This is a genomic window from Thermomonas sp. (genome assembly GCF_029945965.1).
Classification (GTDB): Bacteria; Pseudomonadota; Gammaproteobacteria; order Xanthomonadales; family Xanthomonadaceae; genus Thermomonas.
In genome coordinates, this window is sequence record NZ_JAQSDO010000020.1 from 196689 (window position 1) to 221898 (window position 25210).

Sequence of the window (25210 nt, forward strand, 5' to 3'; positions counted from 1 at the left end):
AGGATCCTGGCGCGGGCTATCATTCCGCTTCTGTCTGGCCCAGATTGCTCTTCTTGGATCGGCTTGGCACACCAAAACGCGAGGCAAAGTTCCTTCGGCAACACGCCGGAATTACGGAATCAGCCCGACCATGCACCCCAGTAGAAGAGTTCCCATGAAGACTTTCATCGCCAAGAACGAGACCGTCCAGCGCGACTGGTACGTCGTTGACGCCGAGGGCAAGACCCTAGGTCGCCTGGCCGCAGCACTGGCCTACCGCCTGCGCGGCAAGCACAAGCCCGTTTTCACCACCCACGTCGATTGTGGCGATTACCTCGTCGTGATCAACGCCGAGAAGATCGTGGTGACCGGCAAGAAGCTGCAGGACAAGCTGTACCACCGGTTCACCGGTTACGTCGGCAACCTGAAGACCGAGAACCTGGCACAGGCGCTTGATCGCCACCCCGAGCGCGTGATCGAGATCGCGGTCAAGGGCATGTTGCCGAAGAACACCCTGGGCCGCGCGATGTATCGCAAGCTCAAGGTGTACAAAGGTTCCGAACATCCGCACGCGGCGCAAATGCCGCAGCAGCTGGACATCTGATCATGGCAATCTCACAGAATTACGGCACTGGCCGCCGCAAGTCCTCCATCGCCCGCGTGTTCCTGCGCAAGGGTTCCGGCACCATCACCGTCAACGACCGTCCGCTGGACGAGTTCTTCGGCCGTGAGACCGCGCGCATGATCGTGCGCCAGCCGCTGACGCTGACCAAGCACACGGAAACCTTCGACATCATCGCGACCACCACTGGCGGTGGCACCACCGGCCAGGCCGGTGCGATCCGTTTGGGCATCGCCCGTGCGTTGGTCGAATACGACGAAACCCTGAAGCTCGACCTGCGCAAGGCCGGTTTCATGACCCGCGATGCGCGCGAAGTCGAGCGCAAGAAGGTCGGTCTGCATAAAGCCCGTCGCGCCACCCAGTTCTCGAAGCGCTAATCCGAGTCGCCCTCTGGCGGTGTCGTGGCGACACGCCTGTACATTCAGTACAGGCGGCGTCATCACTCCTAGCCAGAAGATGATCGGATACGCGCTTGGTGTTCACCTACCAAGCGCGTTTGGTTTTACAATTCGCTTTATAGCCCCGTCGCCAAGCGGTAAGGCATCTGCCTCTGACGCAGACATTCGGAGGTTCGAATCCTTCCGGGGCTGCCATATCCCAGATCGCGAAGTAGCAACAGCGATCCCGACGAACCCGCCGCAAGGCGGGTTTCGTTTTTCTGGCGGGCATCTTTCGTTCCGCAGCCGCGATGCGACAATGGCGGTCCAGCTTGGAGCCGCGCATGGTCGCCAGTTTCACCGCACCGAAAACATCGCCGGATGGCGTGGATGACGCATTGCGCAGCCGCGGTTATGCGGTGCTGGCGCCAGCTGATGTTGCCGCGCTGGCCGGGGTCAGCCTCGCCGAGCTCGATGCGCTGACGCCGAGCTGGGACGACCTGCAACTCGATCATTACCTCAAGGATGGCGGCAACTACCGCAAGCGCCGGCATTCCTGCTTCATCGCTGAAGGCGATGAGCTGCAGCAGGTGCCGCATCGCATGCATTGGCAGTCCGAGGACTACAACGCCCTGCACGGCGGGATGGAGCGCTGGTTTGAACCGATCGAACCGACGATTGCATCGAACGGCGCATGGACGAAGCTGCTGCTTGGGCTCAGTGATATTTGCTCCGCAGCGATGCCGGCGCCGCGTTGGCATATTGAAGCCCATCAGTTCCGCATCGACACCAGCGACGGCCTGGGCCGGCCGACGCCGGAAGGCGCACATCGCGACGGCGTGGATTTCGTGGCGGTACTGCTGGTTGCACGGCATGCTGTCAAAGGCGGCGAAACCCGGGTATTCGAGGCCAATGGCCCGGATGGGCAGCGCTTCACCCTGGTCGAGCCCTGGAGCCTGTTGCTGCTCGACGACGCGCGGGTGATCCATGAATCGACCCCGGTCCAGCCGCTCGACGAATACGGGCATCGCGACACGCTGGTGCTGACCTTCCGCGCCGCCGGGTTCCAGGGCGATGAGGAACGATGATGCATGGCGCATCGCGCCCGACATCGGTGCGGCGAGACCGTCGGGTATTTGCGTAGCGGCATTTAGAGCCGCGTAGCGAATGCCCGTCGGTAGGCGCCGCGTTCCCGGAAAAGTTACGGCGGTTACAATCGCAACTATCGCGCTCAGGCGCAGCTGAATCGAGGCCACCATGAAACTGGGTTCACTGAAGGAAGGCGGGCGCGATGGCACCCTGGTCGTGGTGTCGCGCGATCTCACCAAGGCCGTCCGCGCCACCGGCATCGCACCGAACCTGCAGCGCGCGCTTGAAGACTGGTCGAACCTGGCGCCGCGTTTGAACGCGCTGTCCGATGCGCTCAATGACGGCAGCGCCGATGGCGTATTCGATCTCGACATCCGCGCGCTGGCCGCGCCGATGCCGCGCGCTTATGAATTCGTGGATGGAAGCGCCTACCTGCCGCACGTCGAGCGTGTGCGCCGCGCGCGTGGCGCCGAAGTGCCGGAGAGCTTCTACGTCGATCCACTGATGTACCAGGCGGTCAGCGCCGGCTTCCTTGGCCCGCGCGATCCGGTGAAAGTAGTGAGCGAGGATTACGGTATCGACCTAGAAGCCGAGGTCGTGATCGTGACCGACGACGTGCCGATGGCGGTCACACCCGAGGCTGCGGCATCGCACATCCAACTGGTCGGACTGGTCAACGATGTCTCGCTGCGCAACCTGATCCCGGGCGAACTGGCCAAGGGCTTCGGTTTCGTGCAGTCCAAGCCGCGTTCCGCGCTCAGCCCGGTCTTCGTGACCCTGGACGAGCTCGGGGATGACTGGCGCGACAACAAGTTGCATTTGCCGATGCTCAGCCACGTCAATGGCGAGTGGTTCGGCGCGCCCGAGGCTGGCGTCGACATGCAGTTCGACTTTGCCCAACTGGTCGCGCATGTGGCGAAGACGCGGCCATTGTCGGCCGGCACGATTGTGGGGTCCGGCACCGTCGCCAATGAAGACACCTCGCTGGGCGCGTCCTGCTTCGCCGAGCGCCGCACCGTGGAAACCCTGCGCGATGGCAAGCCGAGCACGCCGTTCATGAGCTTCGGCGACAGCGTACGCATCGAGATGCTGAACCGTGACGGAGTTAGCATTTTTGGCGCAATCGAACAGCGAATCGAGCAACAAGTCGCCTGACGGTCGCTCCAGCCAGCTGAACGGACTACCGCCGCGACACCTGCGCCGGTAGTGTGTCCTGATGCGATATTGGTAATGGACACCCGCAGGAGGGGCGGTGAGCGAATCGTTGCAGTTGTATTCGTACTGGCGTTCCAGTGCCGCCTATCGCGTGCGCATCGGTCTGAACCTGAAAGGGCTGGAGTACGAGATCGTGCCCGTGCACCTGGTGCGCGATGGTGGCGAACAGCATTCCATCGAATACCGCGAGATCAATCCGCAGCAACTGGTGCCCGTGCTGCGCCATGGGCATCGGCGGCTCAGCCAGTCGCTGGCGATCCTGGAATATCTGGACGAAATGTGGCCGCATCGTGCTTTGCTGCCCAGCACCGCGCGCGAGCGCCAGCGGGTTCGCGCGTTGGCCTTGCTGGTGGCCTGCGACATCCATCCGCTCAACAACCTGCGCGTGCTGCAGTATTTCGAGAACGAGTGGAACGTACCGCAGCCAGAGCGCGACGAATGGGTGCGGCACTGGATCGTGGATGGCTTCGACGCCGCCGAAGCGATGCTGGCCGACCACCCGTCCACTGGTGAGTATTGTGAAGGCAACACGCCGGGCTACGCCGATTGCTGCCTGATCCCGCAGATCTACAACGCGCGCCGGTTCGGGATGGACATGGACCAGTTCCCGACCATCCAGCGGATCGAGGCAGCCTGCCTCGCATTGCCGGCCTTCGATGCCGCGCGGCCGGAACAACAGCCGGATGCGCCGGCGCCGAAGTGATCTCGTAAGTGAAAACAATGAAAAGGGGACGGCGGTAGTTAAGGCGCACCTTAACTACCGCCGTCCCCTTTTCGCTTTCCGCTAGTGCGAGGCGCCGGCGTTGAAGACGTCGGCGTACGGGTCGTGTTCGCCGGCTCCACCTTCGGACAGGCGGAACTTCAGGGCCAGGCCATCGCGCGAGTCGGCCGCCTTCAGCGCCTCCTCCATCTCGATCCTGCCTTCCTTGAACAGGCGGAACAGGTGCTGGTCGAAGCTCTGCATGCCTTCCTGCAGTGAATCTTCCATCGCCATCTTGATCTCGTGGACCTGGCCGCGGCGCAGCAGGTCGCGGATCATCGGCGTGTTGATCAGCACCTCGGCAGCGGGCATGCGACGCCCGTCCATGCCGATCACCAGGCGTTGGCTGACAATCGCCTTCATGTTCAACGCCAGGTTCATCAGCACGTTCTTGTGCGCGCCCTCCGGGAAGAAGTTGAGGATGCGCTCGATGGTCTGGTCGGCGTTGTTGGAATGCAGGGTAGCCAGGCAGAGGTGGCCGGTTTCGGCGAAAGCGATCGCCGCTTCCATGGTGGTGGCGTCGCGGATTTCGCCAATCAGGATGACATCGGGCGCTTCGCGCATCGCGTTCTTCAGTGCCGCATGGAAACTATGCGTGTCCAGCCCGACCTCACGCTGGTTGACGATGGATTTCTTGTGCCGGTGCAGGTATTCGATCGGATCCTCGATGGTGAGGATGTGGCCAGACGAGGCGCGGTTGCGATGGTCAATCATGGAGGCCAGCGTGGTCGACTTGCCGGAGCCGGTGGAACCGACGATCAGCACCAGCCCGCGCGGCGCCATGATGATGTCCTTCAGCACCTGCGGCAGTTGCAGTTCCTCGATGCTGGGGATATCGCTGCGGATCGCGCGGATCACTACGCCGATTTCGCCACGCTGCTGGAAAACGTTGACGCGGAAGCGGCCGGAGTCCGGCACCGCGATCGCCATGTTGAGCTCAAGCTCGCGTTCGAACTCGGTGATCTGCACCTGGCTCATCAGCGAATAGGCCACCTTCTTGGGCATGCCGGCTGGTAGTGGAGCGCTGCCCAAGGCATGTAATTCTCCCTCGATCTTGATGTTAACCGGCGCACCGGAGGTCAGGAACATGTCCGAGGCGTTCTTTTCCGCCATCAGCTTGAGGAAGTAGCCGATATCCATTGCACATACCCCTTAGATCCTGCCAGCGATTTGCGCTCGTGCCGCCGGCTTCCCACAATGACCGATGATGCCTTCACATCGAACGGTCCCCCATATGCGCCCAAGCTTCGCACACTTCCATCTAACGCTGAATACCCTTGCCACCGGCCTTGTATTGTCGCTGGTGGCCTGTGCCAGCCTGCCGCCACCGACCGCAGAACTGGATGCGGCCCGTCAGGCAGTGGCCCGCGCTGCCGATGCCGATGCCGATCAGTACGCGCAGGCCGAGGTTGCCCAGGCGCGTGCCGGGTTGGAGCACGCGCAGGCCGCAATGGCCCGCAAACGCGATGATGAGGCTCGAAGTGCCGCTCTGGGCGCCGCCGCCGATGCGGACCTGGCTTACACCCTCAGCCGAGCCGCGGTCACCCGCGCCGAGTTCAGCCAGCAACAGGCCGAGATCGTCGAACTGCGCTCGCGCCTGCGCATGCCGGCCGAGCAAGCGCTCGACAACCTGTTGGATCTGCCTGCGCCCGCGGCAACCGCGGAGGTGCGCCTGCAGGCACTTGAGGCCGATCCGCGCCTGAATCCGTTCGCCCAGTACGAACGCCTGCAGGCACGCCAGGCGCTGGCCACGCTGCAGGCCAGCAGCAGCCGCAACCGACCGGCCGCAGCGGCCATGGCGGAGAAGCGAGTCGGGATCGCCGAACAGGCGGCGCGGATCGAAGCTGCGCGGCGTCAGACCGACGCCCTGCAGCGCGAGCGCAGCGAATTGCTGGTCGAGGCCAGCCGTCGCGATGCTGAGCGCGCACGTGCCGAAGCGGAGCGCCTGCGCATGCAGGCACAAGTGCAGGCCGAGGAAGCTGCGCGGTTGCATGCCGCAGCGGATGCCGAGTCCAGTGCACGTCAAGAGGCTGAGGCGGTGCTGGACAGCGCACAGATCGACCAACTTGCTCGCGTCGATGCCGCCCGCCAGAAAGAAGCGGCATTGGCGCGCCAGGAAGCAGAGTTGGTGGCGGGGACCAAGTTGCCGCCATCGCGCCAAGGCGAGCAGGGCGAGGTCTTCACGCTCGCCGGCGACGCCTTCGGTTCCGGTCAGGTGCAGCTCACGTCGGGCGCTGCGGCGCGTGTGCGGGCCTTGGGCGTGTACCTGAGGGCGATCAAGGCCGGCAGCGTGCAGGTGATCGGGCATACCGACAGCCAGGGTGAGTCTGATGCCAACCAGTCCCTCTCGCAGCGACGCGCCGACGCCGTGAAAGCGGGCTTGGTCGATGCGGGTCTGGCCGATGGCCGGATCAGTGCACAGGGCCAGGGCGAAGCTGAACCCATCGCCGACAACATGACCACCGCTGGTCGTGCGAAGAATCGCCGGGTCGAGATCATCGTTTCCAATAAACCATGAAAAAACAATTGGTTGGGCTGCAAAGCACGCACGATTGGGTGCCTGCTGATCGTTCGTCGCGATGGCTTGCGGCAGTTTGGGGACAGGAGTAGGGTCGAATACCCAGATGGTTCGAATTCCATGGAACCCCATCTGGCCGGAGACCGGTCGATGCTTGATCCGTTGGACAACCCGGAGATCGCCGCCGCAAGCAAGGTTGGTGGCGGCCGGTTCGGGCAAGACGGCCGCATCCTGCTCTTGCCCACGTCATCCAAACTCACATCAACATCAAAATCCAGTCCGCCCCGCGCTGCACACAGCCGGGTGTATGTGTTTTTGTGCCGGGCACTCCTGCGCCCGGCATTTACAGGGCACATCTTCACGGCAGGCCCCACCTGCCACCAACCGCGCCGCCCGGCTGCAGGCCGGGCGGCGCATCGTAGCGACCTGAAAGGAGGTTTCCATGTTCGAAGCACAACCGCAGGCGGAACTTGAAGCAAAGATGAAATCCAACACCGAATTCCGGCAGCTGTATTACCGGCATCAGGAACTCGACAAGCAGGTGATGGATGCTGAACTCGGCGTATTGCCGCTGGATGACATGACGCTCGGCCAGATGAAGCGCGAGAAGCTCGCCGCCAAGGATCGCCTGATCCGGATGTACGACAGCCATTGAGCAGCACCGCGGGCGGCGGCGGCCTCTTCGTCGGTCGCCACCGCCCGTTTCACTGCGGGGCGAACCGCGCCCCACTGCTAGAATTACCAGCTTGCCGCAACGCGTGTCCTGAGCATGGCGACCCACGATTCCGTTCTTGAACTGGTCGGTGACACACCGATCATCCGTGCCCATCGCCTGGATACCGGCCCGTGCACGCTGTACCTGAAGCTTGAAAGCCAGAATCCCGGCGGTTCGATCAAGGACCGGATCGGGATGTCGATGATCGAGGCCGCCGAGCAGCGCGGCGACATCAAGCCGGGTGACACCCTGGTCGAAGGCACCGCCGGCAATACCGGGATTGGCCTGGCGCTGGTTGCACAGCAGAAGGGTTACCGGCTGATTCTGGTCGTGCCCGACAAGATGAGCCGCGAGAAGATCTTCAACCTCAAGGCGATGGGCGCGCAGGTGCTGCTGACCCGTTCGGACGTGGCCAAGGGCCACCCCGACTACTATCAGGACATGGCCGAACGCATTGCCCGCGAAACCCCGGGCGCGTACTTCATCAATCAGTTCGGCAATCCCGACAACCCGGCAGCGCATGAATTCGGTACCGGCCCGGAAATCCTGCAGCAGATGGCCGATGCCGGCGGCGTGGATGCCATCGTGTTTGGCTGCGGCAGCTCGGGAACGATGACCGGCCTGTCGCGCTGCTTCGCCACGCAGTCGCCGCACACCGAGTTGATCCTGGCTGATCCAGTCGGCTCGATCCTGGAGGACTACATCAATCGCGGCGCGATTGTCGAGAAATCCGCCAGCTGGATGGTCGAGGGCATTGGCGAGGACTTCCTGCCTTCGATCGCCGACTTCACCAGGGTCAAGAAGGCCTATGCGATCAGCGACAAGGAAAGCTTCCTGACCGCACGCGAATTGCTGGCAAAGGAGGGCATTTTGGGTGGCTCTTCATCCGGGACCTTGCTGGCCGCGGCGCTGAAATACTGCCGCGAGCAGACCACGCCGAAAAATGTCCTGGTCTTTGTCTGCGATACCGGTAACAAGTATCTGTCGAAAATGTACAACGACTTCTGGATGCTGGACAACGGCTTCCTCGAGCGCGAACAAACGGGCGACCTGCGCGATCTCATATTGCGTCCCTTCGCCGCGCGCGACACGGTGGTGGTCGGGCAAAATGATCTTCTGATCACTGCGTGGCAGCGGATGAAACTCTACGATGTCAGCCAGCTGCCGGTAATGGATGGCGAGCGCATCGTCGGCATCGTCGATGAATCCGATGTGCTGCTGCATGTGTACGGCGACGAATCGCGTTTCCGCGAACCGGTGTCCACTGCAATGGTCAGCAAGCTCGACAAGGTCGCCGTGCACGCACCGATCGAATCGCTGCTGCCGGTGTTCGACCGCGGGCATGTCGCCATCGTGATGGATGGCGAGCATTTCCTTGGCCTGATCACCCGCATCGACCTGCTCAATTTCCTGCGCCGGCGCGTGCAGTAAGCGCGCATCGACACCTGTGCAAAAAATCAAGAGGACAAACAATGAGCGACGACAAGCAACTGGCGCTGGCCACCCGCGCCATCCACGGTGGGCAATCACCGGACCCGAGCACCGGCGCGGTGATGACGCCGATCTACGCGACCAGCACCTACGCACAATCCAGTCCAGGCGTGCACCAGGGCTTCGAGTATTCGCGCACGCACAACCCGACCAGGTTCGCGTATGAGCGATGCATCGCGTCGCTGGAAGGCGGCAGCCGCGGGTTCGCGTTCGCCTCGGGATTGGCGGCGACTTCGACCCTGCTGGAACTGCTCGACAGCGGCGACCACGTGATCGCGATGGACGACATCTACGGCGGCAGTTATCGGTTATTCGAGGGCGTGCGCCGGCGCAGTGCGGGGCTGGATTTCAGTTTCGTCGACCTGACCGATGCCGCTGCATTCGAAGCCGCGATCACGCCGAAAACAAAGCTGGTCTGGATCGAAACCCCGACCAATCCGCTACTGAAGATCGTCGACATCGCCGCGATCGCGGCAATCGCAAAAAAGCACGGCCTGCTGGTTGCAGTCGACAACACCTTCGCCTCGCCGATCCTGCAACGCCCGCTGGAACACGGCGCCGACATCGTCATGCATTCGGCGACGAAATACCTCAACGGTCATTCGGACATGGTCGGCGGCATGCTGGTGGTCGGCGACAATGCCGAGCTCGGCGAGCAGCTGGCGTTCCTGCAGAACTCGGTGGGCGCGGTGCAGGGCCCATTCGACAGCTTCCTTGCACTACGCGGCCTGAAGACCTTGCACTTGCGCATGCGCGCGCATTGCGACAACGCGCTGGCGCTGGCGCAATGGTTGCAGATGCATCCGGCGGTCAGCGAAGTGATTCATCCGGGTCTGCCCTCGCATCCGCACCACGCGCTCGCTGCGCGCCAGATGGACGGCTTCGGCGGCATGCTCTCGATCCGGCTCAAGGGAGGCTTCGAAGCAGCCAAGCGCTTCTGCGAGCGGCTCGAATTGTTCACCCTGGCCGAATCGCTCGGTGGGGTGGAGTCGCTGGTCAATCACCCGGCGGTGATGACCCATGCCTCGATTCCACCCGAGCGCCGGGCCGCGCTGGGGATTGGCGATGAGTTGGTGCGGCTCAGTGTCGGCATCGAGGATGTCGCCGACCTGCGCGCGGACCTGGATCGGGCGCTGGTAAAGTAATCACGGCCAGGTAAACTTTACGGGCGATCCACCAGTTGCGTCGTGTGTCGGGATCCGCCGCTTACTTGACCACGAAGTCAGCGATCCCGACCGGGACCATATCCTCGTCGATCTGCACGTTGTATTTGCCCGGGATCATCCCGTCGCCATGCGCAAACGAGAAAGCGACCGGTTGGGTGCCGCCAGACTTCAGTACCCGGGTCTCCTCCTTGTGGGTCGTGCCATCCTGGTATGTCCAGTACACCGCAACGCTTGCTCCCGGCTTGCCCCGGACGGACGCGCTGGCATACACCGTGTCGCTGGTGGTGAATTGTGCCTGGGTGGATTTGACTGCCTGATCGTTGGCCAGGGAGGTGCCAACGGTGACCGCCTTGTCGCTGACTTCCGCCGCAACGAGGCTGCCGGGCCCGGGTTCTGCGGGAAGCTTGACGGTCTCCGGCGCCTTCTGCCCCTCGGCCATCGTGCTGGCGGGAGCCTTGACGTCGACGGGTTCTTCAGCGCCTTCGTTGCAGGCGGACAACACCAGGGCCATGGCGGCACACAAGGCAAGTACACGGATCGAAGTCATGGAATTCTCGGTTGACGTGGCAGCAGGCCATATGGCGGGTTCGCCATCGATCCTGCTACAGGGAAGGGAGGCGATTATGCCACTGTCGAGGTGTGCTTGAAGTTGCTGTCGAAGCTGACACCGTGCCGCGAGCGCAGTAGCGACAGTTCGCGGCGAAAGCGCTGGCGCAAGACCCAACGCACCCATGGGTGCCTGCCCTGGCCTGCATAGCTGCCCTGAAAGACCCGTTCGAATTGCCTGTCCCCGGTCTGCGGGGCCACGCCGAGAAATGCGTGCACGCGATCCATCGAGTTCGCGGGGTGGGCGAGCAGATCCATGCTCCTGAGTATCAGGACCTGATCCTGGGGAAAGTGCCCGTAAAGCGCGTCGAGCTGCCGCGCATAGCGGCCCCGCGCGCAGTAGCTGTGGCGCCGCAATGAGGAGTCGGCGGAAAAGTCGTCCTGCTTTCCTCGCAGTCGCCAAGGTTCGGCCAGTAGCGCGGCAGCAAGCGAGAGCGACTCCTGCCCACGGTTGCGCTCCATGTAGTAATGCGAAATTGCGCGCTCGATCGGATCGCGCAGCAGGATGATCCAGCGCATGGCCGGGTTGTAGCGTGCGATTCGTTCGATCAGTGCGGGATGGAAGCAGTAGATCGGCGTGGCATCGCCGCAAATGCCGGGTCGGGACCCCTGCATGTTCGGGAAATGGCCCTCGTACTCCGCTTCGAAACGCACTGCGGTCCAGTTACTTGCCCGAGGATCGTCGAACACGTGCGCTTCCTTCCCGGCGGGCAGGCGAATGTCGGGATGGGACTGGAGATAGCGTGCCAGCGCCGAAGTCCCGCCTTTCTGTACGCCGCCGATCAGGAACCGAACCGTGGGGCCGTTCATGGCATCCCGCGTGCGGCAAGCATTCGCTTGGCGAGCGGCTCGAAGGTTTCAGGGGGATACCAGCGTTGCCAGCTACCGGCCTGTTTGCCCAGCGCTTCGACAAGTTGCGGAATCAGCGCCTGTGGATACAGCACATTGGCATTACGTTCCGACAGGCCGGTGATTGCGGTGCCGTGGACACCGGCCAACGCGCACAGCTGTTCGCCCTGCGAACCAATCATGTCTTCGTAGCGCAGGACCTCGCCGATCGGCAGCAGTCGATTGAACCGCGAGAAGAACCATTCCAGCACCAGCAGCTGCCGCCGCAGTGGATCCGTTTCCTGGTCCAACCGCGCGGCGAGTTCCGGGTCGAAGTGTTCCCCGGCGGGAATGCGTCCGGAGCGCACTGGCAGGTCCACTGAGTTCCACGATGCCAGCACCGACAGCGGGTGGCGCACGATCGCCAGCATGCGGCATGTCGTCGACAGCTCCGGCAGCAGCGCGGCGAATGCTGCGTTGTGCTTGATTACCAGGGTGAAGCCGGGTGCCGGACGCGGCTCGATGCGGACCCGCCCATGCGCTGCGATCATTGCGCGTGTGCCGTCAGTGCCTACCTCGCTGGCGAAGGGATTGTCCGGCACTGCGCCGCCCACATGCTTGCTGGGTGCGCTGCCATCGAGCAGCAACTGTTCGCGACAGGCGACGAAGAAACGCTGCACCTCGAGCACGGCCGCACTGCGATCGCGCGGCAATGTCGCCACATCCATTGGCTCGAACAACGCGACTGTGTCCTGGCATTGCTGCAGTAGCTGGCAGGCGAGCGTCGTCCCACCCCGAGGAACGCCGGTCAGCATGAGGTTCGGCGAGGTCAGTTCGCCCACAGCCTGTCCACTTCGTCGAGGAGCGCGTGGAACCGGACTCGTTCGGCATCCAGACCGAACGCGGCGGCAGTCGCCTGGCCCGCAGCGATCAGCTTCTCCGCGTACCGTGCATCATCGAGCTGGGAGATTGCATCGACCAGCGCATCCAATTGAACCGCCGGTGCCAGCGCGTTGACCCCAGGCCGCACATACTCTCGGTTGCCAATGCAGTCGGGCACCACCGTGGCGCATCCCAGCGCCATGGATTCCAGTCCCGGCAGGAAGAATCCCTCGGTGGGCGACGGCAACAGCACCGCGACCCGGTGTTGCGCCATCAACGCCAGGTAGCGCTCGCGTGGCATCCACTGATCGATGAGCGTGGCGTCGCGGCCCTGCTCCTGCAGTCGCGCGAGCAGCATCCGACCCAGTTCGGGTTGCTTGGTTGCGCCGATGAATATCCCTTGGCGCGCAGGCGTGGCCTGCGGCAGGCCGTCCAGGTCGATGGCAGCGGGAATGACCCGTACCGGGCCATTGACCAGGCCGGTGCCGCAGATGGCGTCAGCCACTGCCTGGCTGACGCAGATGCGGATGGCGCGCCGCGACAAATGCCGATGAAGGGAATCTGCCGGGTCGGCGTGCCGTACGTGCTGGATGAGGTTGATCACCGGCTTGGTGGCCTTATCCATCGGGTACGCATTCCAATCCAGCCCGGCCAGGAACAGCACCGACGCCGACTGCGGGTTCCAATGCAGATCTACCGGCACCGGATGCACCCGCCAGGGGTTGTGTTGATCCAGGCTGCCTGCGGTGAGGTATACCGCAGCTGACCATCCCGGGTGCTCGGCTGTGTGGTTGAAGTAGTCCCAGACTTTGCCGTGCCCGCCGGTGTACCCGTGAAAATCGCGGTGAAACAACAGCCGCCGCGTCATGACTGGATTTGAATCGCCATTGGCACCGGGAACAGGCCGGTGAAGTGCTCGCGGCTGTCGTCGACGATTTCGAACGAGAGCGCGCCTTCCTGGCGCGACAAGACGGTCGTCTGCTCAAGGCTGGGTGCATCGACAACGCGCATGCGGATCCGGTAAATGCCCTGCTGGAAGCACGCATCGAAGGTTATCGTCAGCGCCACATCAGCCACGTCCGCTACCGGCGGCAGGGCAATCCGTCGGCCGGTCAACTGCAGTCCGCGGCCGTCCAGGACGTCAAAAATGATCCCCGGGTGGCGGATCGAGGGGTTGAGCCGGATCAGCAATGCGACCGTCACACGCTCGCCGTGCGCCAGGGTGGCGTGCTGGGTATCGTTGAGGCTCGACCGGGACACGTAACCGTCGGCCACACCGTAGCCATCCGCCAGGCGCTTGAGCTTTGCGGCTTGCGGGTCAAGTTTGGCTTCCAGCGCGCGACGATGGGTACGCAGCAGGTACTCGGTGATGACCTCGTCGGGCAGGCCTTCCTCGATGATCCGCCCACCCTCCAGCAGCATCGCGCGATGGCAGAACGCCTTGACTGCATTGAGATCGTGACCTACGAACAGCAGGGTGGTTCCGCTGGACAGGATCTGGTCGATGCGTGCCATCGCCTTGGCCTGGAACGCGGCATCGCCGACTGCCAGGGCTTCGTCGACGATCAGGATGTCGGGTTCGGTGTGGACCTGCACTGCGAATGCCAGTCGCAACGCCATGCCCGAACTGTAGGTCTTGACCGGTTCGTCGACATACGCGCCGATGTCGGCAAAGGTGATGATGTCGTCCAGCACCGCCTCCACGCGGGCACGCGACAAGCCCAGGATTGCTGCATTGATGAAGATGTTCTCGCGGCCGCTGAGCTCCGGGTTGAAACCCGAACCGAGTTCCAGCAACGCCGCGACGCGTCCGTTGACCTCCACCGTGCCTGACGAAGGTGGCAGCACGCCGGCGATGATCTGCAGCAGCGTGCTCTTGCCGCTGCCGTTGAGCCCGATGATGCCCAAGGCCTCGCCACGCACCAGGGTCAGGTTGATGTCGGTCAGTGCCAGGTGTGTATGCATGCGCCGGTGCGCCGCGTCGAGCAGGCGCTGCGACAGACGCGCGCTCAAAGGGCGAAGGCGGTTGCCGGCGCGCACCAGTAGCGGAACCAGCAGGCGTGCGCCGGGGTTCGCCCACATGCGGTAGGTCTTGCTGACGCCATGCACGCGTATGGCGGGTAGGGGATGGCCTTGATCCACGTAGAGACTCAATGAGGCAGGCGCGGATGATCGCCGATCAGACGTGCTTTGTCGCGGCATCAGGCTGGGCAAAAAAAACGGGCGGCCTAAGCCGCCCGTTTGTCACGCGTTAGCTAACGAATCAATCGAACACTTTATTCCATACCTGCTCGCCTTGGCCATCGGCGTCGGTCAAGTTGGTGACCGTGCCGTCGTTGGCGTTGCGGTTCAGGCCCTGCACGCGCATGTTGCCAAACTCACCGGTGACAATGGCGCGCCACTTGCCCGTGCCGTCACCCCAGGCGCCGGTAAGGCCCTTGGCAGCATTGCCGGCCTCCAGGTCATTGGAGTTGATCTGCATGGACTTCTTCGGGCCAAGCACGAACTTGATCGGTGTAGCGCCGGCTACGCCCGCGTCATCGATACCTTCCAGGGTGACCGTGCCCGAAACGTTGCTCGGGTTGATCACGCGGACGAACGACTGTGCCGTGGAATTGCCGGCCGGGTTGATGTGATAGACCTGCACGACCGAACCGTTGTAGGCGATCGGTGCCACGTCGCAGGCGTCGGCTTCAAGCGTGCCGTTGATGCCGTTCTGCACGGTGAACGTCTGCGCCGCCACCTGGGTGGTGCCATTGACCGACACGCACAGGGTGGCCGAACCGCCGGCGCCGGTGAAGGCACCACCGGCAGTGTTCAATGCCGAGAACGTCTTGCTGAGGTTTGCCTGCGTCTTGGCCGCGTTGATCGTGTACGAGCCAATGTTGGTTGCGCAGGTGTTGCTGGTGGCCAGGAACACGTTCGTGAACGACGTGAAATCGCCGCCGACGCGCGAGGTCAGGGTGTCACCACCGGGGGCCACGTTCAGGGTGAATCCGGCGGTGGCGGCCACGGAGATGGTGCCCAACGGTGCAGTGCTGTGATTGGCGGAGCCGATTGCGTAGCTCGAGCCAATATCGGTGAAACCGGTTTTGGCGGTCGGGTAGGCGCCGTTGACGCCGACGTCAATCTTGTCGGGGTTTGGCTGTGCGGCGCAGGTGAAGGCCAGGCCGTCGTCACGTGTCACCAGCTGAATCGTTTTAGTGTGCAGGCCGGTGCCGGTCACTGGATCGATGATCTCGACTGTAGCCCAGACGTTGGCCGGAGCAGTCGCGAAATTCAGTGGGGCCAGCATGCCGAGAACGCCATTGTTGATCACGGAACCAGGATTGGTCGGCTGGACGCTGTACTGGACGATCGCCGTGCCAGGGGTGCCGCCTGCGGCAAGGGTGGAGCTCCAACCGCCAACGGTCGCGCTACCGAGGGTGAACGCGCCCGTGTTGGGAACGTTGTTGAACTTCGGACCCCCCGTGCCAAAGGCGTCACTGGCCAAGGTGATCTTGACCTGGAAGCCGGTGGTGCGGCCGATGATCGCGTCGCCCAGGTCAATATTGACTGAGACGGCTTCGGTCATGCTGAAGGTTGCGCCCGACTGGGTGGCAACCGTTTCTGGCGTAAGGTCACCGCCGGTCCAGACCGTGTACGCACCGGCAGAGCCGGCCAGTACCAAGCCGGCCACGAGGGCAGCGGCGAGGACATTTTTCTTGAAAATCGACATGTCGAATTTAACTCCTGTCAGGAAAATACTTAAGGTTTGCAACTTGAACTGGATGCACTACTGTGTCGCCTGGTACCAGTAAGCGTACAGCTTCCGGCAACCAGCTGTTCCCAGGCATATCTGAAAGGCTGTAAAGAAAGGTCCCGATGCAGAAACTACAGGAACCTTCCCCCAAGGACATCAAGCTGCGGGGAGAACGCTAACTTAGGGTTAAAGTTCCGTCAAGTGTTGGTTTATGAACCCTGCACTTGTCAAGGCATGCGTGAAAGCTTGTTGACCAGGTCGGCGGGTAGATCAGCAGGCTACCAGCCTGCTGCGTTTACACTGGCCGCCAGTGTGCACCGAGCCGCCTGGCCGACGTGCCTAGGAATTGTTCTTGGAGGTCGTGTGTCTCCCAAGCTTGTCGCTTCGCTGGCCCATCCCTGGCGCCACCGTTCGCTTATCCAGATCCTGACCCGGCGCGAGATGGTCGGGCGCTACCGTGGCTCCCTGTTCGGATCGCTGTGGTCGCTGATGACTCCCCTGCTGATGCTGGGGGTGTACACCCTGGTTTTCGGTGTAGTCCTGCCTGCGCGATGGCCGGGCGGCTCGGATGTGGGCATAGGAATGGTCGCGCTGCGGTTATTTTCGGGAATCCTGATGCACGGACTGTTGGCCGAGTCGCTGAATGCTGCGCCCACGCTGGTGGTGTCGCAGCCGAACTACGTCAACAAGGTGGTGTTCCCACTTGAGGTGCTGGGCTGGATCAACCTTTTATCCGCGCTGACCCATCTGGCCATTGCGCTGGCCCTGCTGATCCTTGCGAACGGTCTGTGGGGGACTGGCTTCGCGGTAGCGCAACTGTCTTTGCCGCTGCTGGTGTTGCCGTATGCCGCTTTGCTGCTGGGCCTCACCTGGCTGTTCGCGGCATTGGGTGTGTACGTTCGCGACCTGGCCCAGCTGGTCGGGCCGCTGGTGATGGTCACGATGTTCCTCGGGCCGGTGTTCTTTCCGCGATCGGCGATGCCAGAAGCCCTCCAGCCATGGCTGTCCCTGAACCCGATTACCATCCCTATCGAGCAATTGCGCATGGTCGTATTCGAGGGCCAGTGGCCCGACTGGAGCGCGCTGGCGGCCTATGCGCTGGTGGCCATGGCGATCTACCTGTTCGGGCTGTGGGCATTCGCATCGCTCAAGAAGGGATTTGCAGATGTCATCTGACTTCGCGATGAGCCCGGATACGCCGTTATCGAAGCCGGATCCGGACCCCAGGCCGACGCCAATGCTTGTGGGCGAGATGCTGGTGGGCGAGATGCTCCTGGAAGAGGGCTTGATCGGGGTTGCCGACCTCGAGCGCGGACTGGATCTGCAGCGCAAGATCGGCGGGCGCCTGGGCAGCGTGCTGATGCGGATCGGCGCCCTTAGCGAGGACAGCCTCCTGCAGGTGTTGTCGCGCCAGCTGGCACTGCCGGTGCTGGGGCTGGACCTGCCCTTGCCAGACGAGGATGTGCTGCGCCTGGCGGGCTCGAGCGCGCCGGCAGGGCTGGACTGGCTGGTCGACCAGCAGGCGCTGGTATGGCCAGACGCCGATGGCGGCATGCTTTGCGCCGCGCGCGACCCCTTGTTGCCAGCATTGCGCGAGGCGGTCCGGCATGCGTTTCCAGGCGTGCCGATGCAGTATTGCCTGTGCCGGGCGCAGGATCTGGACCGCATGCTCGACGCCTTGGCGCGTAGCGCGAACACCGGTGGCTTCGACAGTGGCGACGTCCAGCACCTGCGCGAGATGGCTGAAGAGGCGCCGGTGGTCGAGCTGGTCAGCAACCTGCTTGCGCAGGCGGTCGAGCAGCGCGCATCGGACATCCACCTCGAGCCGGAGGAGCGCCAGTTCGCCGTGCGCTTCCGTATCGACGGCGTGCTGCACGCGCGCCTGCAGCTGCCGCGAGAGCGCTTCGACGCGGTTGCATCGCGGTTGAAGCTGATCTCCGCCATGGACATCGCCGAGCGGCGGCTGCCGCAGGACGGACGCATGTCGACGCGCGTGGGTGGGCAGGAAATGGACATTCGTGTGTCGGCATTGCCGGGCGTGCATGGCGAATCGATCGTCATGCGCCTGCTGCCCAAGGAGCGCAAGGAACTCGGGCTGGACCGGCTCGGCTTCGAGGCCGACCACCTGGCGATGATGCGGTCATGGACCGCGGAAGCCAACGGCATCGTGCTGGTCACCGGTCCGACTGGCTCGGGCAAGTCGACGACGTTGTACGCAGCGCTCGCGGCAACCAACGATGGCCTCAAGAAGATCATCACCGTTGAGGACCCGGTCGAGTTCCAGTTGCCTGCGATTACCCAGATCCAGGCGCATCCGGACATCGGACTTACGTTCGCCACCGCCCTGCGCTCGATCCTGCGCCAGGATCCGGACGTCATCATGATCGGCGAAATCCGCGACCTGGAAACCGCCGAGATCGCGGTACAGGCCGCCTTGACCGGGCACCTGGTGCTGTCGACCCTGCACACCAACGATGCGGTCAGCGCGTTCACACGGCTGATCGACATGGGCGTGGAGCCGTTCCTGGTCGCCACGCCGATCCGCGCCGTGCAGGCGCAGCGGCTGGTGCGCCGCCTGTGCAGCTGCGCGAAACCGTGCGAAGTGCCGCTGGCACTGCGTGCGGAGGCGGAAGTTTTTGCGCATGCAGTGATGCCGGGGCAGCCGGCGCAATGGCGCGAAGCGGTCGGCTGCCCGCTGTGCCTGGGCACGGGCTACAAAGGCCGTCTCGGCATCTACGAGATGATTCCGGTCTCCGAGCAGATGCAGCACCTGATCGTCACCGGCGGCAGCGTCAACGCGATGAAGGCCCTGGCGCGTTCCGAAGGCCACCGGTTCCTGCGCGACGACGGCTTGCTGAAGGCGTGGCGCGGGCAGACGACGGTGGAAGAGGTATTGCGCGTGACCGGCAGCTGACCGATGCCAAAGTTCAAGTACGAGGCATTGAACAGCGCCGGCCAGAGTTTTTCCGGCGTCATACGCGCGCTGGGCGAGCGCGATGCAATGCGGGTGCTGGAGCGCCGCGGGCTGGCGGTGGTCGCCTTGAAGTCGGGCGAAGCCAGTGCCGCCGGCAGCGGGCGTCGTCGACGTGTGCAGTCTGTCGACGTGATCCTGTCGATACAGGAACTGGCGACGATGCTGACCTCGGGCGTCACTGTTGCCGATGCGGTGGGCTCGCAGGCCGCGTCGGCGCATCATCCCGGCATCACCTTGGCGTTCACCACCATGGCACGCGACCTGCAACGCGGCGAAGCGTTTTCGGTCACGCTCGCTCGCAGCGGTTTGCCATTGCCCGAGTATGTAGTGCAGCTGGCCAAGGCTGGCGAGCTGACCGGTGAGCTGGGCCGTGCACTGACCGATGCTGCACGCCAGCTGGAGTATGAACAACAATTGCGCAATGAAATGCGTAACGCGCTGATCTACCCCACGGTGCTGGTGCTGGCCGGGGCCGGCGCGGTCGCAATGATGTTCCTGTTCGTGGTGCCGAAGTTCGCCTCGTTGCTGAAGCACTCCGCCGACCTGCCGTTTCTCGCATGGGCGGTGCTGGGCCTGGGCATGTGGACGCGCAGCCATTTTGGTGCCCTGGTGCTCACGGTTGGACTTGCAGTCGCGGCCTTGACGTTCACGCTGCGGCGGCCGCAAGTGCGCCGCGACCTGGTGGATCGTGCCGCACGCCTGCCGCTGGTAGGCGCGTGGCTGGTCGAGGCCGACACGTCGCGCTGGGCCAAGGTGCTCGCGGCATTGCTGGCCAACAGGGTGCCGCTGATGCGCGCCCTGGAGTTGGCGCAGGCCGGGCTTCAGATCCCTCATCGCTTTGCCCGCATGGGCGAGGTCACCCGTGCGGTGCGTGGCGGCAGCGCCCTGGCAGATGCGCTGGAGGACCACGAAGCGCTAACGCCTACCGGCTACAATCTGGTGCGCGTCGGCGAGCGCTCCGGCAAGCTGGCCGGCATGCTGCTGTCGCTGGCGAGCCTCTACGAGGAGTCGGGGCGCAACCGCATGAAAAAGCTGCTCATCCTTATCGAGCCGATTGCGATTTTGCTCATCGGCAGCGTGATCGGCACTATTATTCTCGGCGTGATCCTGGCGATTACCAGCGCCAACGATCTGGCCATATAAGAGGTATGCCGTGACTGCAATCCGACCACCCCGTTTTGTCCGCATCCAGAGCGGTTTCACCCTCTTGGAGATGATCGTCGTGCTGGTGATCATCGGCCTGATCATGGGTCTGGTCGGGCCCAGGCTTTTCGGCCAGGCCGACAAGGCCAAGGTGCAGACCGCCGGCACCCAGATAAAGATGCTCGGCGGCGCGCTGCAGACGCTGCGCCTGGACATGGGCCGATTTCCAACAGCCGAAGAAGGCTTGGGCGCCCTCGTCACCGTACCCACGGAGCCGCGTGCCGCGAAGTCCTGGGCGGGGCCTTATATCAACGACGACGTGCCTGACGACCCTTGGGGAAATCCCTACCATTACGCACCGTCCGCCAGCGGCAGCCAGCCATATTCATTGTATTCACTGGGAGCCGACGCCAAGCCCGGCGGCGAAGGCATAGACGCGGATATCGGGCGCAAGCCCGCGCAGTGACCGTGGCGGGATTGCACAGGCGCCGCGGGTTCACCCTGCTGGAGATGGTGGTGGTGCTGGCAATCCTCGGTCTCGCTACCGCAATAGTCGCGCCGGCGACCCTGCGCGGCATCGAAACCTGGCAGCGTCGAGGTGAAATCGAATCGGTGCTGGACCAGGTGCGCGTGCTGCCTGCCGCCGCGCGTGCGCAAGGCCGTGACGTCGTCATCAGTGGCGATACGCTCGCGGCAGATCCGCCAGTGCTGCGCGTAGGACCCGGGTGGACGGCAACCACAGACGCGCCCTGGACGGTTCGACACAACGGCGTCTGTGACGGCGGGATCATCCGCCTCGCGAACAACGGACGCAGCGCAACGATTGAAGCGCGGGCGCCATTCTGCGATCCCGTGATCCGGGCGGAGTGACCAGATTGGGTTTGCGCCGGTCAGCCGGTTTTACCCTGCTTGAAGCCATCGTCGCGCTGGTGATCTTCAGCATGGGCGTGCTTGCGCTGTACTCGTGGCTGGGCGTCAATATAAAGACGTTATCGCGAGTGCAGGAGCGGCGCGAGGTCGCGGCGTTGACGAGTTCCGCGATCGACGCCTTGCGCTTGGTCAATCCCATGAAAACCCCACGCGGGCGCCGCGAAATCGGACAGCTGGTTATTGAATGGGATTCGAAGCCGGTCGAGCCGGCACGCAATGCCGTGTACCAGAACGGGCTGCCGACGATTTTTCAAGTCGAGCTGTACTTGCTCGATGTCCGGCTTTCGGTCGATGGCGTCGAGGTACAACGCTTCCAGGTGCGGCAGTTGGGCTACAAACAGACTGGCGTGCTGGAGGAGGAATGAAGGTGAGCGCACCACGCTTGCGTGCCGCCAGCGCCGGCTTCACCCTGATGGAGACATTGGTGATGCTGGTGCTGGTGTCGATGGCGGCCACGATGATGTTCCAGATGCTCAACAGCTACCGCATCGCGCAGCAGAGGATTGCGGCGCAGGCGGGACAAATGGATCGCTCCTCCTTGTTTGAGGTGTGGCTGGTTGACGGCGTGCGTGGCCTGCGGGCGGACCCTGCGAAGCCTTTCGTCGGCAGCCGCTCGAGCTTCGAAGGCGTCACGCTCAATCCACTGTACGGTTCGGGCGGCGCTCCTTCGGCGATCAAATGGCAACTTCGTGCAACCGCCGACGGCGGCGAGATCGCTTACGCCGAAGACGGGAAGGATCGCTGGTCAATGCCGCTGCGTGACTTCGACGGAGCGCGCTTCGTCTATTTCGACCGCGACGGCCAACAGCATGACCAGTGGCCACCCGCCCAAGGTCTGCAGGAGAGCCTGCCGGCCGGTGTTGGATTCGTGCGGGGTACAGGGGTTGGTGAACGCGTCCGCCTGGCTTCGGTGTCGGGGCCACTGATCGTGCACGATGATCCGTTTGAGCTGGAGCCGGAGTGATGGGCGCGGCCATGCGCGGCAGAATGCGCAAACACAGTGGGTTCGTGCTGATCGCGGTGCTGGCAGTACTGGTGATCCTGTCGGTCCTGGCATCGGTTATCGGTGTGATCACGCAACGGTTGCGCGACGAGCAGATCGTGCATGAGCGGCAATTGCGTGAACAGATCGCCATGGCCAGCACGCGTGCGACGGTGCTGTACCTGTTGACCAGCCAGCGCATGACGTTCGGCGGGCTTACGGTGGATGACCGTATCGTGCTGAGCGAAGACGAGCGTCTTTCGCAGCGCAACGGCGACGAGCAGCTCTCATACATGCCGGTGGGTAACGAGGTGGCACTCGATTCAAGTGCCCACCAAGGTCTCGACGGCACCCGTTTCTCACTGCAGGATGATCGAGGGCTGCTGGCGATCAACTGGGCACCGCCGGCGCTGCTCGCGAACTATGTCCAGGCCGTGCGGAATGGTCCAAAGCCAGCCGCGAGGCCTTTCGAGACTCTGTTCAATTTGCTGCAGGACTATCAGGATCCCGATGACCTGTACCGGCTGAACAGCGCCGAGCGGAGCGAGTATGAGCGCCTCGGGCGATCGCCTCCGAGCAACCGAACGTTGTCGACGCCGATGGAGCTGAGGCGGGTGATCGGCTGGGATAAGGCGTTGGCGGGCATCAGCGACAAGGACCTCAACGATTCGCTGACGGTGGTGCGCTCGGCGCAGATCAACGTCAACACCGCTCCGGCGCGCGTGCTGCAAACGCTTCCAGGCGTGGACGCGTCGATGGCGCAGCGTGCGGTGGCCGCCAGGACGCTTACCCCATTCACCAGCTTGACGGCATTCTATGGCGTAGCGGGGGCGATCCCGGTCAACGAAGACTTGTTGGCGCTGTATCCTATGGCTTCGGGAACTCTGAAGCTGTGGTCGCCAGAAGGTGGAGCGGTTATGGTCCTGCACTGGACCCTGACCCCCCGCGACGACGGTGGGCGGCCTTGGCGTGAGGACTATGAGTTCATTCATCTTGGTGACGAAACAGCAAAGCAAGGCATGGCTCGGCCGGTTGCGGCAAAGGTTTTCGCCGAGCCGCATGCTGCGCCGCAGTGATGGGCTGACGCTGCTGCAAGAAGGTGGTGTCGGTCAGGAGTGGATCCTGGCGAGGCGCTTTTGTGCATTCACGCTGCTTGATGCCACCGCAATCCCGTTCGTCAGGCGCAAGGCCTATGCGGACATCACGGTGCAGCGTTGGTCACCTTTTGCCGACACCCGCCACCACATTGACTGGGTTGGCGCGCATGCGATGGTATGGGCCTGGTCGCAGAGCCAGATCCTCGAGCTCGGCGATGGCGAGTTGGTGGCGCCGCCTCGTCGGGTTCTGCCCGAAACGCTATATCGCGGCACCCCGCATGCAGGTGAGGCATTTCTCGTCACGATGGACGAAGGAATGGAGGGTCGTGTCTGGCGCGACCACGTGATGATCGCCTGCCAGTGGTGGGCTGCCGTGCCGACACTGGATGAGTGGAACGGCTTTCGCCGCGGAGCCGGCTTGTCCGCGAGCCACGCGATGCCGGTGGTCGAGTCGCTTCCCATGCTGCGCTTGCCATGGACCAGGCAGCGGGTAGCCGGCTTCACGGATCTTGCTGGCCGCCATCGGAAGGTGTTGCAGTGTGTTGCGGCCGGATTAGTGGTGGCATTGCTGGCGACGCCACTGACGGCTTCCGTCAAATTGGCCATCAAGACAGTAATGTTGGAGCGGGTGATCGAAAAGGAGGCCGTGGGCGTAGGCGACACGCTTGCCGCGCGAGAAGCTGCGGAGCGCGACGTGGTGGCAATCGACAAACTATTGAAGTTGCGCCCTCCCCGGCGGCAACTCCAGCTCATGTCGGCAGTGATTGCCGCAACCCCAGGGGGCAACTGGAAGCTGCTCGAGTGGCGCATGCCCGACAGCCACTCGCTGGAGGTCGTTGTGCAAATGGCCAACCCCGATCCGACCGCGCTGGTGCGCGGCTGGGAGGCAACGAAGGTTTTCCGCAACGTTACGGTCGATATAGGCCGTGCCGGTAACGAAGTGATCATCAAGGCCGACATTGCCAGCGCGAACTCCCTCCATGAGACAGCCAAATGAGCGCCGCCAAGCGCTTGCTGGATCAGGTTCGCCAGGAGCTGGCAAAGAATGCACGCCTGCGCCTGGGCCTTATCGTCATTGCCGCGATCCTGGCGTTTTATTCCGCGCTTCTATTGATGGACTGGCGTACGGCCCTGCATGCGCATTACGTCGAGCGCAGGCAGTACTTGCACAAGCTGCGTGAAATGGCCAACCAGAATGAATGGCCTGCTCGTGCGGAAGCTGCAGCGCGGGTTAGAAAGGCGCTTGAAGCGGAAATACCCGAAGTGGCCAGCCTCGGCCTTGCTCAGGCAGGCGCGCAGACTTGGGCGCGGGACCTGGCCGGTGTGCACGGTGGTGCGATACAGCTCCAGACGCAAGAGCCGCAAGTGGTGGAAGGGCAGCCGGGTCTGATGCGGGTGCCGATCGTCCTTTCCGGCGCTTTACCGCCAAGGGCGGTGCTGAACATCATCCAGCAGGTCGAAAAGCGCGGCTCGGTGGCCGTGATCGAGGAGGCGATGTTGCTCAACCGCGAGAACCAGACCTTCCAATTGACCGTGGTTTCGTATGTGCGGGTGGCGGGGGATCATGCCGATGCGGGCCGCTGAAATAATCCAGAGACATCCGTTACTGACATGGGCGCTGTCAGGCTTGGTGGCCGGCGCGACACTGGGGCTGGTCTGGCCGGTGATCGTCCCGGCGCCTGGTTCGCAGCGTTTGCAGCAATGGAAGCCGCCCCAGGGCCTGGATGACCTGCGTCCGTCGGAGAAGGAATTTGCCACCGCTCGCGATGCACCGGTCTGGGGCGGAGCCGCTGGCAGCGAGCCGGGTGTTAAGCGTACGGTGTGGAGGCTTGCGGGTATCATCTCCGATCCGTTTCTTGCGGCACTGGTCTTTTCGGGCACGTCGACGGACGCACAGCGCATTCGTATCGGCGGGTCGTTGCCTGATGGGGGTGTGATCAAACAGATTGCGGCCTCTGGCGTGGTCTATGCGCTGGACGGGTGCAGCTATGGTCGCGATCTTTATGCTCCAGCGGAATCTGCGGTCCAGGGATCCTGTGATCCGGGTGCCCCGGTCAAGAATTAAGTTCTGGAATCAATAGATGAAAAATTTGC

27 protein-coding genes and 1 tRNA gene are annotated in these 25210 nt (G+C 63.3%); 21 read left to right on the top strand and 7 right to left on the bottom strand.

All coding sequences use genetic code 11. The annotated features are described in order from the left end of the window. Positions 1-154: 154 nt before the first annotated feature. The 6 genes from rplM to maiA all read left to right on the top strand — a co-directional run bounded on the left by rplM (position 155) and on the right by maiA (position 3985). Complete coding sequence (gene rplM / locus PSV05_RS13610; protein ID WP_300066197.1) at positions 155-583, top strand: 50S ribosomal protein L13; 429 nt, start codon at positions 155-157, stop codon at positions 581-583. Positions 584-585: 2 nt separating this feature from the next. Further along, complete coding sequence (rpsI, locus tag PSV05_RS13615; protein WP_300066200.1) at positions 586-978, top strand: 30S ribosomal protein S9; 393 nt, start codon at positions 586-588, stop codon at positions 976-978. 141 nt (positions 979-1119) lie between these two features. Further along, positions 1120-1194: transfer RNA gene (locus PSV05_RS13620), tRNA-Gln, on the top strand. Between the two features lie 128 nt (positions 1195-1322). Then, the gene (locus PSV05_RS13625) at positions 1323-2066 is read left to right on the top strand and encodes a 2OG-Fe dioxygenase family protein (protein ID WP_300066202.1); all 744 of its coding nucleotides are present in this window, start codon (positions 1323-1325) and stop codon (positions 2064-2066) included. A gap of 169 nt (positions 2067-2235) precedes the next feature. Beyond that, positions 2236-3222, top strand: a complete 987-nt coding sequence (locus tag PSV05_RS13630; protein ID WP_300066205.1) for a fumarylacetoacetate hydrolase family protein — start codon at positions 2236-2238, stop codon at positions 3220-3222. A gap of 97 nt (positions 3223-3319) precedes the next feature. Then, complete coding sequence (maiA, locus tag PSV05_RS13635) at positions 3320-3985, top strand: maleylacetoacetate isomerase (protein ID WP_300066208.1); 666 nt, start codon at positions 3320-3322, stop codon at positions 3983-3985. An 81-nt stretch (positions 3986-4066) separates the two neighbouring features. Here the strand turns inward: maiA and PSV05_RS13640 are convergent, their stop codons facing one another. Beyond that, the gene (locus PSV05_RS13640; RefSeq protein ID WP_300066211.1) at positions 4067-5182 is read right to left on the bottom strand and encodes a PilT/PilU family type 4a pilus ATPase; all 1116 of its coding nucleotides are present in this window, start codon (positions 5180-5182) and stop codon (positions 4067-4069) included. 94 nt (positions 5183-5276) lie between these two features. Between PSV05_RS13640 and PSV05_RS13645 the strand changes: the two genes are divergently transcribed. The 4 genes from PSV05_RS13645 (at position 5277) to PSV05_RS13660 (ending at position 9911) form a co-directional block, all read left to right on the top strand. Further along, positions 5277-6560, top strand: a complete 1284-nt coding sequence (locus tag PSV05_RS13645; protein ID WP_300066214.1) for an OmpA family protein — start codon at positions 5277-5279, stop codon at positions 6558-6560. Positions 6561-7002: 442 nt separating this feature from the next. Further along, the gene (locus PSV05_RS13650) at positions 7003-7215 is read left to right on the top strand and encodes a YdcH family protein (protein WP_300066217.1); all 213 of its coding nucleotides are present in this window, start codon (positions 7003-7005) and stop codon (positions 7213-7215) included. 114 nt (positions 7216-7329) lie between these two features. Next, a complete protein-coding gene (locus PSV05_RS13655; protein ID WP_300066219.1) occupies positions 7330-8706 on the top strand; it encodes a pyridoxal-phosphate dependent enzyme in 1377 nt (458 codons plus the stop codon). A gap of 41 nt (positions 8707-8747) precedes the next feature. Continuing rightward, positions 8748-9911 (top strand): cystathionine gamma-synthase, encoded by a 1164-nt coding sequence (locus tag PSV05_RS13660; protein WP_300066222.1) that lies wholly within the window; start codon positions 8748-8750, stop codon positions 9909-9911. A 61-nt stretch (positions 9912-9972) separates the two neighbouring features. Here the strand turns inward: PSV05_RS13660 and PSV05_RS13665 are convergent, their stop codons facing one another. The 6 genes from PSV05_RS13665 to PSV05_RS13690 form a co-directional block, all read right to left on the bottom strand. Then, on the bottom strand, positions 9973-10479 hold the full coding sequence (locus tag PSV05_RS13665) for a hypothetical protein (protein WP_300066225.1): 507 nt from the start codon (positions 10477-10479) through the stop codon (positions 9973-9975). Positions 10480-10553: 74 nt separating this feature from the next. Further along, complete coding sequence (locus PSV05_RS13670) at positions 10554-11348, bottom strand: sulfotransferase (RefSeq protein WP_300066228.1); 795 nt, start codon at positions 11346-11348, stop codon at positions 10554-10556. Beyond that, positions 11345-12208: a hypothetical protein gene (locus tag PSV05_RS13675; RefSeq protein ID WP_300066231.1), complete on the bottom strand. Its 864-nt coding sequence runs from the start codon at positions 12206-12208 to the stop codon at positions 11345-11347. Before PSV05_RS13675 ends, PSV05_RS13670 begins: the two co-directional genes overlap by 4 nt. Further along, positions 12196-13116, bottom strand: coding sequence for a glycosyltransferase (locus PSV05_RS13680; protein WP_300066234.1), 921 nt, complete (start codon positions 13114-13116; stop codon positions 12196-12198). Before PSV05_RS13680 ends, PSV05_RS13675 begins: the two co-directional genes overlap by 13 nt. Then, a complete protein-coding gene (locus PSV05_RS13685) occupies positions 13113-14330 on the bottom strand; it encodes a polysaccharide ABC transporter ATP-binding protein (protein ID WP_300066237.1) in 1218 nt (405 codons plus the stop codon). Before PSV05_RS13685 ends, PSV05_RS13680 begins: the two co-directional genes overlap by 4 nt. A 181-nt stretch (positions 14331-14511) precedes the next feature. Continuing rightward, positions 14512-15966 carry a hypothetical protein gene (locus PSV05_RS13690; RefSeq protein ID WP_300066240.1) on the bottom strand — a complete coding sequence of 485 codons (1455 nt, stop codon included), beginning with the start codon at positions 15964-15966 and terminating at the stop codon, positions 14512-14514. 387 nt (positions 15967-16353) lie between these two features. On the opposite strand from PSV05_RS13690, the gene PSV05_RS13695 reads away from it, so the two are divergent. From PSV05_RS13695 to PSV05_RS13745, 11 genes are read left to right on the top strand one after another with little or no spacing between them, the layout of a single operon-like run. Then, on the top strand, positions 16354-17166 hold the full coding sequence (locus PSV05_RS13695) for an ABC transporter permease (RefSeq protein ID WP_300066243.1): 813 nt from the start codon (positions 16354-16356) through the stop codon (positions 17164-17166). Further along, the gene (locus PSV05_RS13700) at positions 17156-18904 is read left to right on the top strand and encodes a type II/IV secretion system protein (RefSeq protein WP_300066246.1); all 1749 of its coding nucleotides are present in this window, start codon (positions 17156-17158) and stop codon (positions 18902-18904) included. The genes PSV05_RS13695 and PSV05_RS13700 overlap by 11 nt, the downstream gene beginning before the upstream one ends. Positions 18905-18907: 3 nt before the next feature. Then, complete coding sequence (locus PSV05_RS13705; protein WP_300066248.1) at positions 18908-20107, top strand: type II secretion system F family protein; 1200 nt, start codon at positions 18908-18910, stop codon at positions 20105-20107. 10 nt (positions 20108-20117) lie between these two features. Continuing rightward, positions 20118-20573, top strand: coding sequence for a type II secretion system major pseudopilin GspG (gene gspG, locus PSV05_RS13710; RefSeq protein ID WP_300066251.1), 456 nt, complete (start codon positions 20118-20120; stop codon positions 20571-20573). Between the two features lie 2 nt (positions 20574-20575). Next, on the top strand, positions 20576-20977 hold the full coding sequence (locus PSV05_RS13715) for a type II secretion system protein (protein WP_300066254.1): 402 nt from the start codon (positions 20576-20578) through the stop codon (positions 20975-20977). Positions 20978-20982: 5 nt separating this feature from the next. Further along, positions 20983-21402, top strand: a complete 420-nt coding sequence (locus PSV05_RS13720; protein WP_300066256.1) for a prepilin-type N-terminal cleavage/methylation domain-containing protein — start codon at positions 20983-20985, stop codon at positions 21400-21402. A gap of 2 nt (positions 21403-21404) precedes the next feature. Next, on the top strand, positions 21405-22001 hold the full coding sequence (locus PSV05_RS13725) for a hypothetical protein (protein ID WP_300066259.1): 597 nt from the start codon (positions 21405-21407) through the stop codon (positions 21999-22001). Then, positions 22001-23095, top strand: coding sequence for a type II secretion system protein GspK (locus tag PSV05_RS13730; RefSeq protein WP_300066262.1), 1095 nt, complete (start codon positions 22001-22003; stop codon positions 23093-23095). Before PSV05_RS13725 ends, PSV05_RS13730 begins: the two co-directional genes overlap by 1 nt. Continuing rightward, on the top strand, positions 22998-24113 hold the full coding sequence (locus PSV05_RS13735; protein ID WP_300066265.1) for a hypothetical protein: 1116 nt from the start codon (positions 22998-23000) through the stop codon (positions 24111-24113). The genes PSV05_RS13730 and PSV05_RS13735 overlap by 98 nt, the downstream gene beginning before the upstream one ends. Beyond that, the gene (locus tag PSV05_RS13740) at positions 24110-24700 is read left to right on the top strand and encodes a hypothetical protein (RefSeq protein ID WP_300066267.1); all 591 of its coding nucleotides are present in this window, start codon (positions 24110-24112) and stop codon (positions 24698-24700) included. Before PSV05_RS13735 ends, PSV05_RS13740 begins: the two co-directional genes overlap by 4 nt. Further along, on the top strand, positions 24687-25181 hold the full coding sequence (locus tag PSV05_RS13745; protein ID WP_300066270.1) for a hypothetical protein: 495 nt from the start codon (positions 24687-24689) through the stop codon (positions 25179-25181). The genes PSV05_RS13740 and PSV05_RS13745 overlap by 14 nt, the downstream gene beginning before the upstream one ends. Positions 25182-25210: the final 29 nt, after the last annotated feature.